Source organism: Psychrobacillus sp. FSL K6-4046, assembly GCF_038624605.1.
Lineage (GTDB): Bacteria > Bacillota > Bacilli > Bacillales_A > Planococcaceae > Psychrobacillus.
Map to the genome: position 1 here is coordinate 927357 of NZ_CP152020.1, position 17544 is coordinate 944900.

Here is a 17544-nt window from a genome sequence, read left to right on the forward strand (position 1 = left end):
GTTGAAGCGTATATTGGAAACGGAATGTAATCGTTATCAAAGGCAATTCAAAAGATTTTCTTCAGGCAATGTAGTAAAGTATTATCATGTAATGTATTTAGGTATAAAATAACATGTTATCAAGAAGGGCAGGAAATGAAATGACTACTTTTAACGACACACTTTTACGTGCAGCGCGCGGTGAGAAAGTGGAACATACACCTGTATGGTATATGAGGCAAGCGGGAAGATCGCAACCAGAATATAGAAAAATTAAAGAAAAATATTCTTTAGAACAAATTACCCACGAGCCAGAGCTTTGTGCGTATGTGACACGTCTACCAGTAGAAAACTACAATGTAGATGCGGCTATTCTTTATAAAGACATTGTAACTCCACTTGTAGGAATCGGAGTAGACGTAAAAATAAAATCTGGTGTTGGACCAGTCATTTCAAATCCAATACGTACCGTACAAGATGTGGAAAAACTAGGAGAATTCTCTCCAGAAGACCACGTACCATTTGTTTTAGATACTATAAAATTATTAACGACAGAACAATTAAATGTTCCACTAATTGGTTTTGCAGGTGCTCCATTCACATTAGCAAGCTACATGATTGAGGGCGGACCATCTAGAAGCTATAACAAAACGAAATCATTTATGGTATCTGAGCCACAAGCATGGTTTGCTTTAATGGACAAGCTTGCTGATATGATTGTTATTTACATAAAAGCTCAAGTTAAAGCTGGAGCTAAGGCCATCCAAATTTTTGACTCTTGGGTTGGTGCATTAAATGTAGAAGATTATCGTATTTTCATCAAGCCTATTATGACACGCATTTTTTCTGAGTTGCGTGAAACCGGTGTTCCGTTAATCACTTTTGGTGTAGGAGCTAGCCACCTGGCAATGGAGTGGCATGATCTACCTGTAGATGTAGTAGGTATCGATTGGCGCCTATCCATTGAGGAAGCTCGTGCAAAAGGATTAACTAAACCACTAATGGGTAACTTGGATCCATCTTATTTAATTGGGGATTGGGCAGAAATTGAGAAACGTGCAAAATTGATTATTGAACAAGGTGTAGCTCACCCTAGTCATATTTTCAATCTAGGTCACGGCGTGTTCCCAGAAGTTGATCCGGATGTTTTGAAACGCTTAACTTCGTTTATCCATGATTATAGTAGAGAACTTATTGCAGCGAAATCTAACTAAAATAACTTTTGAGGTGACAAAAATGAAGAAAACAATGGGATTATTAGTAATGGCATATGGAACTCCATATGAGGAAGCGGATATTGAACGTTACTATACGCATATTCGTCATGGTCGTAAACCAAGCGAAGAACAATTAGAGGATTTAACTGGTCGCTATAAAGCAATTGGAGGAATTTCTCCGCTAGCTAAAATCACAGAAAACCAAGCAAAAGGTCTTTGCGAACGTTTAAATGAAGTACAAGATGATATTGAATTTAAGTTATATATTGGCTTAAAGCATATCGAACCTTTCTTAGAGGATGCAGTGGCAGAAATGCATAAGGATGGAATCACGGAAGCCGTTTCCATCGTATTGGCTCCACATTTCTCAACATTCTCGATTAAATCATATAATGGACGTATCAAAGAAGAGGCTGATAAACTAGGCAACCTTAAAATAACTTCTGTAGAAAGCTGGTATACAGAGCCTAAGTTCATCCAGTATTGGAGTAATAAAGTAAGTGAAGCATTTTCAGCAATGTCAGAAGAGCAACGTGAAAAAGCCTGCTTAATCGTTTCTGCTCACTCTTTACCTGAAAAAATTAAAACTTTGGGAGATCCATATGAGGATCAACTAAAAGAAACAGCAGATTTAATCGCTGAGGCTGCTGGTGTAAAAAATTATGCAGTAGGCTGGCAAAGTGCTGGTCAAACTCCTGAACCATGGATTGGACCAGATGTACAAGACTTGACTCATGATTTACACAAAGAAAAAGGCTACACAACATTCGTTTATACTCCAGTAGGATTTGTTTCAGAGCATTTAGAAGTTCTTTACGATAACGATTACGAATGTAAAGTGGTTTGTGATGAAATCGGTGCTACTTATGTGCGTCCTGCTATGCCAAACGACCAGCCTCAATTTATTGATGCTATGGCGGACGTAGTGATGAAGCATTTAAAAGCTTAACAAACTGATTAATAAAATGCTCTAAAAGTTATTGGCTTTTAGAGTATTTTTAGTAAGCATATGGAGTTTTACATTACCATTCTGGGAGGATTTTTCGAATGAAAAAAGTCATTATCTCACTAGCACTACTTGTAGCTTTAACATTGGTAGGCTGTGGTGAAAAGGAAGAAACACATTCAAGTACTAGTCATCAAGGAACATTAGAAGAGGTTATGGTAGAGATTCAAACACCTAAAGAGTTACCTATTAACGAAGATATCAAGCTTTCCGCTAAAGTTACTCAAAATGGGGAAGCAGTAAATGATGCAAATTCTGTAGAGTTCGAGGTATGGGAATCAGGACTTCGTGACGAAGGACATATGGTAGAGGGTAAGCTTACAGAAGATGGTGTGTATGAAGCTGATTTTACTTTTGAACATGACGGAGTTTATTATATGTTTGCTCATACAACCGCAAGAGATATGCACGTAATGCCTAAACAAGAGCTTACAGTAGGTACACCAGATATGAGTAAAGTGTTACCTGATGATAGTGATAACTCGATGGATCATATGAGTGAAAAACATTAAATTTTACTTGCGTAAATAAACAATAGAGAGTATTATAATGACTAGTTGACCGAAATGGTTTTCTGGTCATTTTTTTATGAGGAGGGATAACCAAATGGACCGCAAACAGGAAATTTTAATGGCTGCCAATAAATCCTTTTCTCTTTTCGGATATAAAGCAACAACTATGGAGCAAATAGCCAAGATTGCAAATGTAGGAAAAGGAACTATATATAATTTCTTTGAAAACAAAGAAGTCTTGTTCCAAGAAATTGTCCTTCATATGATTGAAGAAATGAAACTGGAAGCTGTTAATGTCATTATAGAAGATGCTCCATTTCAGCAAAATGCTCATGCAGCGCTTATGAAGATGCTAGAGTTCCGTGAAACACATCAATTGTATGCAAAAATAATTGATGAGGAAAAACAATGGAAAACTCCTGCAGTAAAGCATGTCATTGGCCAAGTCGAGCAAGCTATTGTTTCGTTCATATGTGAGAAAATCAATAAATATGTTAAAAAGGGAGAAATCCGACAGGTAAATGCAGAGCTTGTAGCATATTTATTATTAAAGGCTTATGTTGCATTCGTAAATGATTGGAACTTAACCCACGATGATTCATTATCTGAAGAAGATATTGCTAACTTCTTTCAGGATACAATTTTTCGCAGTCTCGCAATTTGAGACTCATTTTTTTAGTCAAAAGTGACTAAATGAACATATCGGTCATATAGTATTAGGAGGAATCGACATGATAAAATCGGAATGGAAAGGTATTTTTAAAAACAAAAAATTATTGATTTCAATAATTGCAGTTTTATTTATTCCAGTGATGTATGCTGGGATGTTCTTATGGGCTTTCTGGGATCCGTATGCTAATTTAAGTGATCTACCTGTAGCAGTTGTTAACTCCGACGAAGGAGCAGAGTACAACGGAACGGAGCTCTCCCTAGGTAAGGAGTTAACAGATAAGCTACGAGAAAGTGGCCAATTTAAATTTGTATCTGTATCTGAAAAAGAGGCAGATGCCGGTTTATTAAACCAAGATTATTATTTATTAATTGAGATTCCAGAAAACTTCTCTGAACATGCAACGACTTTATTAGATGAGAAGCCAGAAAAAATGGTCATCACTTATAAAGCAAATGAAGGATTTAATTTCTTATCATCGCAAATAGGTGAAACAGCAATGGATCGTATTCGTGCAGAAGTGAATGAGCAAGTATCAGCAACTTATGCAGAACAGCTTTTTGATTCGATTACGAAGCTAGGTGACGGATTTGCGGAAGCCTCTGATGGGGCAGGGCAGCTAAAAGACGGCGTAGCTGAAGTTAATAATGGTGCCTCTAACCTAAAAGGCTACTTAGAACAATTAGCTAGTAGCACGATTGAGCTGAGTGATGGTACTAATAAGGTAGTTGATGGTATTAATACAGCTGCTACGGGATCTAAGGATTTAAATGAAGGTCTGGGAACACTTGCGGATGGTTCTTCTCAGCTTACAAATGGCGTTAGTCAAACGGCTGAAGGGGCCGCAGCTTTAAATAGTGGTATTAAAGAGTACACAGCTGGTGTAGATAAACTAAATGAAAGCTATCAATTACTTAGCGAAAAGGAAAAAGGCCTGCTAGATTCCTTGGCTAAGCTTCAAGCGAGTAGCTCCAAATTGAATGACAGCACAAACCAACTGGCTCAAGGCTCTGCTAATGTAACAGCTGGTATCCAAGCCTTATCTCAACAATTAGGTCAGTTAACAGCTGCTTTACCTCCAGAACAGTCGGCTGCTATTACAGAGACATTAAAGCAACTAGAAGCTGGTAGTACCTCAGTTTCCACAGGCTTAGAACAATTAGCTGGTGGAACTCAGGATTTAACTACGGGTACTTCTCAAATAGTAAGTGGAGCAGAACAGCTGAGTGGAGGTTACTCACAAGCAAAGCAGGGTGTTTCTCAATTAGCATCATCTTCAGCAGCATTAGTAGAAGGTTCATCTAATCTTGCTGGTGGTACGACTACCCTAAATGAAAAAATGAACGAATTCAACGCTGGAATCAGTCAGGCGTATGCTGGATCCTCTAGCCTTGTGAATGGCTTGAACGAGCTAGCTAACGGCTCATCTCAATTGAAAGAGGGTACTGGTACACTAGCTACGAAATCAGGTGAATTAGCAGATGGTTCTACTAAACTAGTAGAAGGTACACAATTATTGGCAGATGGAACGGAAACCTTGCAATCTAGCTTAAAAGAAGCAAGTGAGCAGGCAGGCGAAGTAACACCATCTGAATCTACTTACGAAATGGTCGCTTCCCCTGTAGATGTTAATGTCGTAGGGGTCAATGAGGTACCTAACTATGGAACAGGCTTCACACCTTATTTCTTATCACTTGGGTTATTTGTCGGTGCATTGTTAATTTCAATTGTCTTCCCATTTGTTCAACCAGCGATTGCTCCAACAAGTGGGGCCAAATGGTTTGCTAGTAAAATAACGGTTTTAAGTGTGGTAGGAATTATTCAATCGCTGTTTGTAGTTGCGGTTGCACTATTTGTCTTAAAGCTTGAAACTCAAAGTGTAGGACTGTTCATCCTTTCTGCAGTCATTACAAGCTTCACATACTTAGCATTAGTACAGCTGCTTGTTTCGATTTTAGGTGATCCAGGAAGATTTGTTGCAATTATTGTCCTAATTCTGCAACTCACAACAAGTGCTGGTACATTCCCATTAGAACTAATACCAGCACCGTTGCAATTCTTTAATAAATTGTTACCGATGACTTACTCAGTCCAAAGCTTTAAAGCATCTATTTCTACAGGTGATTTAAGTCATTTCTGGTTTAATAATAGCTTCTTACTTGGCGTAATGGTAGTGTGCTTAGTAATAACATTCGGATACTTTATGTTATTGTTTACAAAACGCTATTCTAAACAAACAAAAGAAGCTTAATATAAAATTATTAAAGCTCCTCACATTTTACGAAAAGTAAAATGTGAGGAGCTTTATTTTGTACATATTGTTCCGTTAGACTTCCTGTTTTTCCTTTTTCAATTTTTCTACTAGAGGCATCACTTGCTCTGCAAACCGCTTCATTTCCGTGTGCTGAGGGGAAAACTGAAGGATTAACAGATTTACTCCAGCTTCCTCAAACGAAATAATTTTTTTAGCAAGTTGTTCCGGTGTGCCTATTAAGTCTGGCCGTAATCCTCGGTTGGAAACGGAATAATCCTTAAGCTGCACCTCCACGTTAAGATGAGATTTGCTAACAAAATCCTTGTAGCCCTCATAACCAGGAGAACCTTCTTTCACTTCCGTAATGCGAGCAAGTTCTTGTTGAACTTCCTCCTCGGTATCTCGACAAATGATATAGGCAGACATCCCAAACGTTTCTAATGGTTTTTCCCCAAGCGATTGGCGTCTATTTTTCATATCATTAATTTTTTCAGCAATTTCCTCGACTGTGCCGCCATGCATAACATAGGAGTCACAAGTTTTAGCAATTGTTTGCTTCCCAGCTTCACTTTCTCCACCAGCATATAGGGGGATATGCTGGTTAATTGGCTTCGGAGACAAGTAGGTGTTTTCATATTGATAGAACTGGCCAGTATAAGTAAAAGGTGTTTCTTTCCATAATCCTTTTAAGATGTGGATAAACTCCTCTGTCCGTGCATATCGTTCATCATGTGCTGTGAAGATACCTCCATATTGTCTTGCTTCCCCTTCCCACCATGCAGATACAACATTGAGAGAAAAACGTCCGTTGCTGATGTGATCTATATTTGCTGCTGCTTTTGCCGTTAACGCAGGATTATGGAAGCCAGGTCGAATCGCAGTTAAAATTTCTATGCGTTTCGTTACAGCTGCGATAGCCGCAGCAGTTGACCATGCATCTAAAGAGGGACTCTCCAATCCTTTAATATCATTAAGATTTAATTCCGCTATTAAGGTTAAATCATAACCCCAGTCTTCCGCATTTTGTGCTAGCTCTTTTACATATTCAAACGTTGCAGGCATATCCTCATCTGTTACATTTCGTAACCATCCACCGAATACAGGCAACCAAAATCCAAACTTCATTATGAATCCTCCCTTTTTATTTTATTAATTCTGAAAATTATTATTACTAATCCTATCATAATACTTGGTTAGTAACAATAAATGATTTATGGTTAAACTCATTCATCCATATACGCAAAAAAACCAGCTAGGAAGGGGAGCTTCTAGCTGGTAATTTTAAATAATTATAGGTTGTTGCATTTATCACAGTGGTTCCCATAGCATTCATGTTGCTCTTCAATTGGTTCGCCGCATGTTACGCATTTCTTTTTGGGCAGGTTACGGAAAAATTCTAATACGTTTTCTAACATATATATTCCACCTCCATCTGTTATATAACTGTTTCGATTGAATTCATTGTAATATAACACAGAATGTTTTGTCAACACTTTCTATAGATTTTTGCTAAAATAGGAATAAAGGAGTGATACCCATGTTTTTTATTGATAATAAAGGAATTACGGATCCACGCATTAACTTAGCTATTGAAGAATATGCTCTCAATACTATGGATGTAGAGAAGGATTCATTTCTTCTGTTTTACATAAATCAGCCATCAATCATTATAGGGAGAAATCAAAACACAATTGAAGAAATTAATACAGATTTTGTAGAGCAAAACGGTATTATCCCAGTACGTCGCCTTTCTGGTGGAGGAGCAGTTTATCACGATCTTGGTAATTTAAATTTCAGCTTCTTGACGAAGGACGATGGAGATAGCTTCCGTAACTTTAAAAAGTTTACCCAACCAGTTGTAGACGCACTACAGAAAATGGGGGTAGACGCAGAGCTATCTGGAAGAAATGATATATTAGCTGGAGGAAAAAAAATCTCTGGTAATGCTCAGTTCTCCACTCGTGGAAGAATGTTCAGTCACGGTACACTAATGTTCGATACTGAAATCGATGCCGTTGTTTCTGCATTAAAAGTTAAAAAAGACAAAATTGAGTCAAAAGGAATCAAATCCATTCGTAGTCGTGTTACAAATATAGTAGATCTACTGGACAAGCCGATGACGATAGAGGAATTCCGCTTAGCGATACTTTCTTCTATTTTTGGAGGGGAAGACAAGGTTCAATATTGGGAACTAACGGAGGAAGACTGGGCTAATATCCACAAGCTATCTGAAGAGCGTTATCAGAAATGGGAGTGGAACTATGGAAAATCGCCTAAATCTAATATCCAGCATTCCCACCGATTCCCTACGGGCAGTGTAGACGTTCGTCTGGAAGTGAACAAGGGAGTAATAGAAGAGGTTAAATTTTTCGGAGACTTCTTTGGAGTAGGAGAAGTGGAAGAGGTTGAAGTGCTGCTTGTAGGCAAAAATTATAGCAAGGAAGCCATTGAACAAGCTCTAGAATCAGTAGACGTACCAAAATACTTTGGTGGGATAACGAAAGAGGAATTGATCCAGCTAATGTACTGATTAATTGTTCGAATAGTACCGAGTAAACAGTCCATATCTAAATGGGCTGTTTTTTTTTGTTTAAAAGGCACATCAAAGACCCGTTTAGGGAGGACTTCGATGATACCTTTTACTTTTTTTATATCTGAAATAAGTAAGATAAAAAAACGCACCTGGAGGATCCAAATGCGTTCATCATTCATTATTTTACTTCCTTAAAGCCTTGACTAACTAGCATATCAGCTGATTTTTCCATACTAATTCCATTTTTTTTAGGGTCTTCGCTAAAGGTCATACCTGGCAGGTCCATAATTTCATCAAAGTCGACAGCCTCATAATCTATTACTAAGGATTCGATTGCCTTGGTATCATCATACTCAAGTTTATGTGTTATTCCATCAATGTTTTGGAATTGTTCGGTCATAGGCTCAAAAAGTTCTTTCGCCTGTTCTTTCGATTCAATACCAGCTAGTTCATACTCGATAACATTTTCTGTTGTTTGCTTTGTAACTTTATCACCTTTAGCCGTGTACTCTAACGTTGTTGCAATGCCATTCTGCTCAGCCTCAAACGTTCTAGTTGTTTCATCTTCACCACATGCTGTCAGAAATACAGCCAAAACTACTAACGTAATAAATCCGATTAATTTTTTATTATTAAACTCCTTGTCATTTGTTATTTTAATATAGTCGTATAGGTGCATTACATTAAACCTTCACATTTTGATGAGAGGTTTCCTCTATATACAACATACAACTCCAACCTCCTAAACTCAGCAATAGGTCATTAAATAAAAATCAACCCTTTCTACTAATTTATTAGCAAAATGATTTCAAAACAAAAAGCCCCTGTATAAGTCACGTATTTTCATAACTTCGACAAATCGGTACTATTAATATGGAATAAATACATGAATGATCTTTTTTATGTAAATAAAGAGGATCTTAATTTTGCTGAATAACATATAAGTTTTCAAAGTGACGTTTGTATTGTACAAGGGGTAATAACTGTCATTTTGATGAAATCTTTTCGCTAATGAAACTTTTACCCGTTTTTACCATTTATTAAACATAAAGTGGTAAAATATATAAGAAAAGTAATTGTAGTAGGAGTGAGGAAATGAAAAAGAAGTCAGAGAAGCTGTTAATAGCAATGATATTGATGTTTAGTTTTGTTTTTGTGAATGGGACAAGCATGGAAGCTGCAAGTATAGTCATGTGGGGGAAAACAGAACTGAAGCTAGGTCAAATTGGTAAAGCGACTATAGTAAAAGATTCTACTTTAGTGAAGATAGGGGAGGACGGATCCCTTCAAACAATAAGAAAGCTGAATCAAGGCGATGAATATCGTGTATATAGCTATAAAAGTACACACAATGGATTATATGGGGTTGGTGGGGGATCTTATATTCAAAAAAACAATAATGTCCTATACGAAACTCCTTCCAAATCAAAATTAGCTCTTTTAGAGAATCCGCCGAAGACTTCTGTCCCGACAAAACCTGCAAAATCAGAAAACGGTAATGGTATAGAGGTTGTACCCGGTGCTCCTACAAAATTTCAAAACTGTAAGGAGTTAAACAAGGTATATCCACAAGGAGTAAAAAAAGGGCATCCTGCTTATGCGTCAAAGCATGACAGAGATAAGGATAACTGGGCATGTGAAAGATAATATGAGTACTAAATTTAATGGTGTTTCCTAAGGGAATACCATTTTTTTGTTGTTTAGAATTATAAAATTCTAAAACCTGTGGATAAATTAATGTCTAGCTCCACCGCCTTGCCCCTCGAGGTCAAATGGTTAAAAGCTGCGGTGACTGAGGAACTGCCTCCTCACTTTTCATGTTTCAATAAACTTCCATCGACATATTTTTATTATTTTTGTAGGATAATAATATATGGAAGGAAGTTGATGATTTTGTTTAATAAGTTTATGAAAATATTTATAGTATTACTTTTATTTGTAGGTCTAGGTTTCTCTAATCAATTAACTGCTGAGGCCGCTCCAGTTATGTGGGGGAAAACAGAGCTTAAGCTAGGACAAATAGGTAAGGTTACTATATTAAAAGAGACGAAACTCGTAAAAATGGAAAACGGTACTTTAAAAGAAGTACGTAAATTAACAAAAGGTGAAGAGTTCCGTGTCTATAGTTATAAAAGCGAACATAGCGGTCTCTACGGTGTAGGCGGCGGAAGCTTTATACAAAAAGATACTTCTAAAGTGAAATATGAAACACCATCAAAAAGTAAGTTAGCATTACTAGAACAGCAAACTACTTCCCAAAGCAATGCAACAAAAGTTATGTGGGGAAAAACAGAGCTGAAAAAAGGACAAATAGGTAAGGTTACGATATTAGGGGACACACGATTAGTTAAGTTAGAGAATGGTTCACTATCAACCGTACGTAATTTGAAAAAGGGCGAAGAATTCCGTGTGTATACATATAAGAGCGAGCAAGGTGGCTTATATGGTGTAGGTGGCGGAAGCTATATACAAAAAAGCACAAAAGTTAAGTATGAAACACCATCTAAATCAAAGCTAGCTCAATTAGAGGCTTTATCTGCCAAAGAAATGAAGGTACATTTCATTGATGTCGGTCAAGGAGATTCAATATTAATTCAGTCACCAAACGGGAAAAGTATGCTGATTGACGGTGGCGGAAAGTCAAAAGATGATCCAGTTCTGAAATTCCTCAAGTCCCAAGGTATATCAAAGTTAGATTATGTGGTAGCTACACACCCCGATGAAGATCATATAGGTGGACTAATATCGGTTTTAAAATCTGATATTAAAATTGGCACGTTTTTAGATAGCGGTAAAGCACATACTTCTAATACGTATAAAGAAATGATACAGTTAATAACTAATGATAAGTCCATTATTTTTAAACCTGCGACAAAAGGTGAAGTAATTTCTTTTGATGGTTTGATATTTAATGTACTTCATGCAAACGCAAAAGCAAGTGACAATAATGACGCATCTATCGTTTTAAAGCTAATTTACAATCAAGTTTCGTTCCTTTTAACAGGTGATGCAGATACAGGAATAGAATCAGAAATGATGAGCAAGTATAATGTAAAATCTACAATTTTAAAAGCTGGTCATCACGGCTCAGATACGAGTAGCTCTGCTGCGTTTATTAATGCTGTGAAGCCAGCAGTTACCATTCTTTCTTATGGGGAAAGTAATTCATATGGTCATCCTAATAAAACAATAGTAAATCGTTTAACCTCATCTGGTTCAAAAATATACCATACTGCTATTTCAGGTACAATAACAGTAACAACAAACGGAACAACATATTCAGTTGGAGGTAAAACATATACAGCAACAGGAACAACGACAGGGTCAGGGACATCAACTGGATCAGGAACAACAACAGGAACTGGAGCCGTTAAACCAACTACTCCCGTGTCTAACGGAAAAGTTGTAATTAAAAGTAAGAACTTACAAACTGAAGAAGTAGTATTGGAGAATACAGGTACCACAACGGTTAATCTTAAAAATTGGGTTATAGTGTCAGTAGAAGGCAATCAGCGTTTTACTTTACCAACATACTCTCTGAAAGCCAACCAAAAAGTAACCTTAACAAGTGGATCTAAAGGAAAAACTGGTACTGGATATATTAAAATATCAGGAGCTCAAGTTTGGAACAATTCAGGAGACCCTGCACAACTATTAAATCCTCAGGGAGTGAAGGTAAGTGAGCTTAAGTAAAAAATATACACTTGATCGTATTGAAGAAGGTATGTATGTTTTTTTAGAAGCACCAGAAGAATTGCAACAATTGATACTACCAATTTCGACTTTTGATATTACTTTAAACGAAGGAGAAATTGTGAATATCACAACAACGGATGAAGGATATCAGCTGGAAGTTTTAAAGGAAGAGACACTAGCAAGACGCAAGGAAATTAGTGCATTATTAGAAGATCTAATAAATAGAAATAAATAAAATGAAATCCCATTCCAATTTGGAGTGGGATTTTTTATAATGCTAGACGTTAAGTGACTGGGCTAAAGAAATCGGTAGTTGTATAGTATATAGTGAATATATATAATATATAAAGAGGTATGGACTGATGAATATATTAAGTTAATTGATAAAGATAAAAATTTATTTTAACTATATTTCGAAAATATTTTCGAGGGGTTTACGATAGATACACACATGGATGTAAAGGAGGTATCTGCATGCAAATCATTATATCTAACAGTTCAAAGGAACCGATTTATGAACAGATTTTCAAACAAATTCAGACTAAAATCTTGTCAGGTGAGTTAAAGGAAGGAACCGCTTTACCTTCCATTAGACAATTGGCCAAAGATTTAAGAGTCAGTGTGATTACTACAAAACGAGCATATGAAGAATTAGAAAAGGCAGGCTTCATATATTTAATTGTTGGAAAAGGTTCATTTATAGCGGAGCAAAATTTAGATGTTATTCGAGAGAAAAAATTACGTGTAATTGAAGAACAATTAAGTGCGGTTATCTCCAACAGTAAAGAATCAGGGTTATCTTATGAAGAATTACAAGATTTATTAAAGCTGCTGTACGAGGAGTGAGAGGAATGGGAAATGTAATAGAGTTCCAGGGGGTTTCTAAAAAATTTGAGACATTAACTATCGACAATGTAGATTTACAGATAAAAGAAGGATACACAACAGGATTTATTGGTCCGAATGGATCTGGTAAATCGACGATGATCAAGTTAATGATGAATCTTTTACAGCCGGATAAGGGAAAGGTAAGTGTATTTGGACAAAATTATGCCAGCCATGAGAAAGAAATTAAAAACCGTATAGGCTTCGTATACGACAGCAATATATTTTATCAATCCCTGAATTTAAAAGAAATTAGTAAAATAGTTGCTCCCGCTTATAAAGCATGGGATGATCAACAATTTAATCAGTATGTTAATCAATTTGAGTTACCTCTAAATAAATCTCTTAAAAATTTTTCTAAAGGTATGAAAATGAAAGCTTCTATAGCTATTGCCTTATCTCATCATGCTGAATTAATTATTATGGATGAGCCGACATCAGGATTAGATCCTACGTTTCGCAGAGAGTTGCTAGACATTTTTCAAGGAATTATGGTAAATGAGGGTAGGAGTATATTTTTTTCAACGCATACGACAAGCGATTTAGAACGTTTTGCTGATTATATTGTATTAGTTGATAAAGGGAAAATTCTTCTTAACCAACGCATAGATGAGTTACAGGAACGATATGTCGTTGTAAAAGGAAGCACGGATTTACTAGACCGAGATACAGAAGCACATTTCATTGACATAGAACGTTCTCAAGGGGTATTTCAAGCTTTGTCAAAAGATGCAGAAGAAGTACAAAAAGTCTTTGAGGATCATGTCGTGATAGAGAAAGCCTCTTTAGATGAAATTATGTATTATATGAAATCTGCCCAAAGAAGCAAGGTAAATAGTTAAATTTATAAATGACCGCGAAAAAGCGTCCGAGATATGAACATAAACCAATTCTAAATGCATATAATTTTCTTTTTAACGTTCGTGTTCTTCTGTAAAAATAGGAAATATGAAAATGAGTTTAAAAGATAATGTTTTAAAGACTTTAATAATATATTAAGGTCTTTTTTTAGCTTTGTTAAAGTTATTGGTTGATTTTTACTAACAACTCTTTTTATAGCGACTGTAAATATAAAAGGAACATTCAAATCGCTATTAAGAACATAAATAGATGATGAAATTGGGGGTGGTGACAGTTTTTCAACTTTGCTTATGCGAGTAAATTGATTAGCGCTTTATCGATCCTAAAGCTGTTCCCATTTATTGATTGGAGCGCCAGACGGCGACTCCTACGGGATGACATAGCTATCAAGTTAAGAAAAATTTACGTCATTCACTCTCATATGAACTGGTATTTTTGAAAATTAGACCATATGAAATTAACACTTTTTAGTTTAACCAAAAAATGTAAGTTTAATTTCTTTCTATACAGGGCATAGAATACTAACTATAGTTTACACCGAGTATAATCAATGGATCCTTTTCAGGTGGCCCTTTTGTTTTCAATGCATGTTTACAAAGAGCATCATGAAACCTTTTCAGGACCCCATTGGTAAGCTTGGTGTATTTTTTTATGCTTTCAAACATCAAGCGAATAAAGCGTAGGGCAACTGAGATACCCTTTTGAATGCTTATCTCTATTCTAGATTGCTCTAGCAAGAATAAGCGTGCCTGATACGTTGTTGTAGCTGTGATTAGAAACAATAATAAATGGGCGAAAAAATGACATAGCACACGTTCTTCCTTTATCTGTTTATAAAAGGTGGTCGGGAAATTGGATTTCCATCCCTTAAACAATAACTCGATCTGCCAGCGCAATCGGTAAAGGTCCATCACTTTCTCAGCTGGGATGATATCCGGAAGGTTTGTCATAATAATCGTAGCCCCATCTAGCGCCCTTACGTGTTCTTTTGTTTGGTAACGTGAATGTTTACGTTTATACTGACCACTTTTATCTTGTTCCTCCGTATGCCGATACAAAATCAAACGGGTAGGGAATTTATAGTCATACCCGACAAAGACTTCCTCCCATTCCCTTATGGAGCCACGCTCCATTTGTTCCAGATGCTCTGCCAAAGATTCCTTCTGATAAAAAGAGGATTTGACGACCCTGCCATCGGCATGGTATCGAGGGTTTGGATTCCCTGTATAGATAGAACAATCTGGTCGAACTCTAGAGACGAAATAGCCCCCTGTCTCATCGATTTTTTTGAATGTAGGTAGATGAAAATAACCCAAGTCCTGTATAAACAAATCGCCAGGTGAGACCGTCTCTAATCGATACTTTCCGTATAGGGAATCGTTTTCTTTTCCGTTCCTCCAGTCAGCCAACAAGAACTGTCCTGTCAGGAATTCATACTCCAGCTGGCATTTTAATTCGGCTCGATAGACGCCAGGAAAAGTCTCCTTCAAATCCGAAGGAAGGGAATGGATGGTCGCATCTATTATACGGATCCTCTCACAAAATTTTTGTAGCTCGTCACTGATCGGCAACTGATAATTTAACTTCATTTGTATAAAATGTTCCAAACACTTTTTTAGGAATACAATTAATTCTTTATTTAAACGTTGGTTTATTGCCTCTGGAGTCATAGAAATATGGCAGGTTTCTTCTAATGATAGGCTTAGCTCGCGTAGTGAACTGCCAGCCAGGTTTCCACAATGATAAAGAAGAATGTGGAGAAATGAATACGCATCAAGCTTTCGTTTTCGTTTGATCCATCCTGATTCTTTGGCCCAACTATCCAACATATCCGGGGAAAACAGTTTATACAATTGTTCCATTAAGAGTTTCCATTCGTCTAAATCAGTTCTTTTCATATGAAGCACCTCCTGTTGGTTAGTTTTCTATACCAACCTCGAGGGTTTTTATAAACTTCTTAACTTGATAGCTATGCTACGGGATGAGTGAGACAGATAAGACATCACAACCACGCGCGTAAGCGATGGGTGATGGCTTATCGCTCACCCCGAGGAAAGCGTCCGGCTGGTGCGAACAATCAATTCTACTCTCTGATCTAAGATTTCTTTGCATCATAAATCATCCCAAACCCTACCCTTTCACATAGCTTTTTTTTTACAAAAATCAGATTTTAATATTGTGCATACCGTTAATATAGTATATAGTGTGTATATATCACATATACTCTTTTGCTTTATCTATGTCAGGAGGGGGTTCTAGCTCAGTTAATTTCATAAATAGCTTTTTAACATTTAAACATGTACATTTCTATCTGCTGATTGCGATAGGAGGTGACTCCAGAGGGATGAGTTAAGGAGCAATAAAAATCGTGTCAAAGAAAAGTTTGATAGCACGCATTTTAATTTTAATAAGGGGTGAGGAAAATAGAAAATTTAGTAGAGTTTAAAAATGTCAGCAAATATTTTAAAGATTTCTCCTTAGAGAATATGAATTTACATGTTAAACAAGGGAAAATAACAGGATTTGTAGGGGCGAACGGGGCAGGGAAATCATCCACCATGAAGCTAATAATGAATCTTTTACAACCAGATACAGGTAATATAAAAATATTTGGTAAGGATTATGCCGATCATGAAAAGGAAATTAAAGAGCGCATAGGATTTGTTTATGATAGTAATGTATTTTACGAGAGTTTGAATCTAAAAGATATCCGTAAAATAATTGGCCCAGCTTATCAAAATTGGAGTGACAGTCAATTTAATGATTATGTTAGAAAGTTTGAACTCCCATTAAACAAAGCTATTAAAACCTTTTCCAAAGGAATGCTGATGAAAACTTCTTTAGCAATAGCCCTATCTCATGAAGCTGAATTTATAATGATGGATGAGCCGACAGCTGGTTTAGATCCCGTTTTTCGAAGAGAATTGCTGGATATTTTAAAAGATATGATGGTAGATGGAAGGCGGACTATCTTCTTCTCCACCCATATAACCAGTGATTTAGAAAGAATCGCAGATAATATTACTTTCATTCATAAAGGAAAGATTCTTTTCAACGAGTCGATAAGAAATATACAGGAGCGTTATGCATTAGTAAAAGGAAGTGCAAATCTAATCAACCAAGACATTGAAAAATGTTTTATCAGTATGGAACGTTCTTCGACAGAATTTCAAGCAATAACAAATAATGCAGAAGAAGTAAAAAGATTATTAGGAGCTCAAGTGGTTATTGAAGAAGCTACCTTGGAGGATATTATGTTTTATACGAAAGGAGCTATAGGGCAATATGTATAATTTGATAAAAAAAGATTTAGTTATTCAAAAAACACAGATACTACTTTTTATTCCGTTTATTATGTTCTTTGCAATATTTGCTGATCATATGAGTCCAGCCTTTGTTTTTCTGATGGCTAGCATGTATATACCACTGAATGGATATATTTACGATGAACAAGTAGAATCTAATATACTTCTTAATTCTTTGCCTTATACGAGAAAAGAGATTGTGGCAGCAAAGTACATCGGCGCTATTGCATATATGATTGTATCAATAGGAGTAGCTAGTATTATTTTTTATATATTTAGTTATGACTTTTTGATAAAGGATATATCTATCGCCATGGGATTATTCTTCATTTTCACAGCAATAGCCTTTCCGTTATTTTATATTTTAAAACCCGGATATATAGGTGCAGTGGTTATGGTTGGATTTCTATTCTTAGCTGTTGTTATCCCGCCAGTCTTTCAATTCCTGACCAAACATCTCACTGCGATTACAGATTTTCTAACTAGCATGTCGACAACAACTCTTTACCTTAGTGGCGCAGCTACCTGCATTATAATTTATCTAATTTCCTGGATGGTTAGCCAATCTGTATATCAGCGGAAGGTATTTTAAGTTTGGAAAATTGGAGTTTAGAAACGTTCTTCAC

The 17544-nt window shown here is 36.4% G+C and carries 17 protein-coding genes; 13 read left to right on the forward strand and 4 right to left on the reverse strand.

What is annotated here, in order from left to right; genetic code table 11:
- Positions 1–140 precede the first annotated feature (140 nt).
- The 5 genes from hemE (at position 141) to MKY09_RS04445 (ending at position 5635) form a co-directional block, all read left to right on the forward strand.
- Positions 141–1193 (forward strand): uroporphyrinogen decarboxylase, encoded by a 1053-nt coding sequence (gene hemE, locus MKY09_RS04425; RefSeq protein WP_251556829.1) that lies wholly within the window; start codon positions 141–143, stop codon positions 1191–1193.
- Between the two features lie 22 nt (positions 1194–1215).
- On the forward strand, positions 1216–2145 hold the full coding sequence (hemH, locus tag MKY09_RS04430; protein ID WP_340882475.1) for a ferrochelatase: 930 nt from the start codon (positions 1216–1218) through the stop codon (positions 2143–2145).
- A gap of 98 nt (positions 2146–2243) precedes the next feature.
- On the forward strand, positions 2244–2714 hold the full coding sequence (locus MKY09_RS04435) for a FixH family protein (protein WP_340882477.1): 471 nt from the start codon (positions 2244–2246) through the stop codon (positions 2712–2714).
- 94 nt (positions 2715–2808) lie between these two features.
- On the forward strand, positions 2809–3378 hold the full coding sequence (locus tag MKY09_RS04440; protein ID WP_298467175.1) for a TetR/AcrR family transcriptional regulator: 570 nt from the start codon (positions 2809–2811) through the stop codon (positions 3376–3378).
- 67 nt (positions 3379–3445) lie between these two features.
- Entirely contained in the window at positions 3446–5635 is a 2190-nt protein-coding gene (locus tag MKY09_RS04445; RefSeq protein WP_342567688.1) for a YhgE/Pip domain-containing protein, read from the forward strand.
- A gap of 75 nt (positions 5636–5710) precedes the next feature.
- Here the strand turns inward: MKY09_RS04445 and MKY09_RS04450 are convergent, their stop codons facing one another.
- Together MKY09_RS04450 and yhfH are read right to left on the reverse strand one after the other, a co-directional pair.
- The gene (locus tag MKY09_RS04450; protein WP_342567689.1) at positions 5711–6763 is read right to left on the reverse strand and encodes an LLM class flavin-dependent oxidoreductase; all 1053 of its coding nucleotides are present in this window, start codon (positions 6761–6763) and stop codon (positions 5711–5713) included.
- Positions 6764–6927: 164 nt separating this feature from the next.
- Positions 6928–7053 carry a protein YhfH gene (gene yhfH / locus MKY09_RS04455; RefSeq protein ID WP_169360268.1) on the reverse strand — a complete coding sequence of 42 codons (126 nt, stop codon included), beginning with the start codon at positions 7051–7053 and terminating at the stop codon, positions 6928–6930.
- Between the two features lie 122 nt (positions 7054–7175).
- On the opposite strand from yhfH, the gene MKY09_RS04460 reads away from it, so the two are divergent.
- Positions 7176–8168 carry a lipoate--protein ligase gene (locus tag MKY09_RS04460; protein WP_251556839.1) on the forward strand — a complete coding sequence of 331 codons (993 nt, stop codon included), beginning with the start codon at positions 7176–7178 and terminating at the stop codon, positions 8166–8168.
- Positions 8169–8349: 181 nt separating this feature from the next.
- Here the strand turns inward: MKY09_RS04460 and MKY09_RS04465 are convergent, their stop codons facing one another.
- Positions 8350–8850 carry a DUF1307 domain-containing protein gene (locus MKY09_RS04465; protein WP_342567690.1) on the reverse strand — a complete coding sequence of 167 codons (501 nt, stop codon included), beginning with the start codon at positions 8848–8850 and terminating at the stop codon, positions 8350–8352.
- Between the two features lie 416 nt (positions 8851–9266).
- On the opposite strand from MKY09_RS04465, the gene MKY09_RS04470 reads away from it, so the two are divergent.
- From MKY09_RS04470 to MKY09_RS04490, 5 genes are all read left to right on the forward strand, one after another.
- Positions 9267–9818, forward strand: a complete 552-nt coding sequence (locus MKY09_RS04470) for an excalibur calcium-binding domain-containing protein (RefSeq protein WP_169360265.1) — start codon at positions 9267–9269, stop codon at positions 9816–9818.
- A gap of 240 nt (positions 9819–10058) precedes the next feature.
- A complete protein-coding gene (locus MKY09_RS04475) occupies positions 10059–11864 on the forward strand; it encodes an MBL fold metallo-hydrolase (RefSeq protein WP_342567691.1) in 1806 nt (601 codons plus the stop codon).
- Entirely contained in the window at positions 11851–12102 is a 252-nt protein-coding gene (locus MKY09_RS04480; RefSeq protein ID WP_298467150.1) for a DUF3006 family protein, read from the forward strand. The genes MKY09_RS04475 and MKY09_RS04480 overlap by 14 nt, the downstream gene beginning before the upstream one ends.
- 239 nt (positions 12103–12341) lie before the next feature.
- The gene (locus MKY09_RS04485; RefSeq protein WP_298467147.1) at positions 12342–12713 is read left to right on the forward strand and encodes a GntR family transcriptional regulator; all 372 of its coding nucleotides are present in this window, start codon (positions 12342–12344) and stop codon (positions 12711–12713) included.
- 5 nt (positions 12714–12718) lie between these two features.
- Entirely contained in the window at positions 12719–13594 is an 876-nt protein-coding gene (locus MKY09_RS04490) for an ABC transporter ATP-binding protein (protein ID WP_298467144.1), read from the forward strand.
- 540 nt (positions 13595–14134) lie between these two features.
- Here the strand turns inward: MKY09_RS04490 and MKY09_RS04495 are convergent.
- On the reverse strand, positions 14135–15511 hold the full coding sequence (locus MKY09_RS04495) for an IS4 family transposase (protein ID WP_169358974.1): 1377 nt from the start codon (positions 15509–15511) through the stop codon (positions 14135–14137).
- Positions 15512–16036: 525 nt separating this feature from the next.
- Between MKY09_RS04495 and MKY09_RS04500 the strand changes: the two genes are divergently transcribed.
- Both MKY09_RS04500 and MKY09_RS04505 read left to right on the forward strand, forming a co-directional pair.
- Positions 16037–16906, forward strand: a complete 870-nt coding sequence (locus MKY09_RS04500; RefSeq protein ID WP_342568213.1) for an ABC transporter ATP-binding protein — start codon at positions 16037–16039, stop codon at positions 16904–16906.
- Complete coding sequence (locus MKY09_RS04505; protein ID WP_340882505.1) at positions 16899–17510, forward strand: ABC-2 transporter permease; 612 nt, start codon at positions 16899–16901, stop codon at positions 17508–17510. The genes MKY09_RS04500 and MKY09_RS04505 overlap by 8 nt, the downstream gene beginning before the upstream one ends.
- The last annotated feature ends 34 nt before the right edge of the window (positions 17511–17544 follow it).

Excerpts from the sequence above, each read along its gene's own strand:
- hemE (WP_251556829.1), top strand. The coding sequence starts at position 141 with ATGACTACTTTTAACGACACACTTTTACGTGCAGCGCGCGGTGAGAAA.
- hemH (WP_340882475.1), top strand. The coding sequence starts at position 1,216 with ATGAAGAAAACAATGGGATTATTAGTAATGGCATATGGAACTCCATAT.
- MKY09_RS04435 (WP_340882477.1), top strand. The coding sequence starts at position 2,244 with ATGAAAAAAGTCATTATCTCACTAGCACTACTTGTAGCTTTAACATTG.
- MKY09_RS04440 (WP_298467175.1), top strand. The coding sequence starts at position 2,809 with ATGGACCGCAAACAGGAAATTTTAATGGCTGCCAATAAATCCTTTTCT.
- MKY09_RS04445 (WP_342567688.1), top strand. The coding sequence starts at position 3,446 with ATGATAAAATCGGAATGGAAAGGTATTTTTAAAAACAAAAAATTATTG.
- MKY09_RS04450 (WP_342567689.1), bottom strand. The coding sequence starts at position 6,763 with ATGAAGTTTGGATTTTGGTTGCCTGTATTCGGTGGATGGTTACGAAAT.
- yhfH (WP_169360268.1), bottom strand. The coding sequence starts at position 7,053 with ATGTTAGAAAACGTATTAGAATTTTTCCGTAACCTGCCCAAAAAGAAA.
- MKY09_RS04460 (WP_251556839.1), top strand. The coding sequence starts at position 7,176 with ATGTTTTTTATTGATAATAAAGGAATTACGGATCCACGCATTAACTTA.
- MKY09_RS04465 (WP_342567690.1), bottom strand. The coding sequence starts at position 8,850 with ATGCACCTATACGACTATATTAAAATAACAAATGACAAGGAGTTTAAT.
- MKY09_RS04470 (WP_169360265.1), top strand. The coding sequence starts at position 9,267 with ATGAAAAAGAAGTCAGAGAAGCTGTTAATAGCAATGATATTGATGTTT.
- MKY09_RS04475 (WP_342567691.1), top strand. The coding sequence starts at position 10,059 with ATGATTTTGTTTAATAAGTTTATGAAAATATTTATAGTATTACTTTTA.
- MKY09_RS04485 (WP_298467147.1), top strand. The coding sequence starts at position 12,342 with ATGCAAATCATTATATCTAACAGTTCAAAGGAACCGATTTATGAACAG.
- MKY09_RS04490 (WP_298467144.1), top strand. The coding sequence starts at position 12,719 with ATGGGAAATGTAATAGAGTTCCAGGGGGTTTCTAAAAAATTTGAGACA.
- MKY09_RS04495 (WP_169358974.1), bottom strand. The coding sequence starts at position 15,511 with ATGAAAAGAACTGATTTAGACGAATGGAAACTCTTAATGGAACAATTG.
- MKY09_RS04505 (WP_340882505.1), top strand. The coding sequence starts at position 16,899 with ATGTATAATTTGATAAAAAAAGATTTAGTTATTCAAAAAACACAGATA.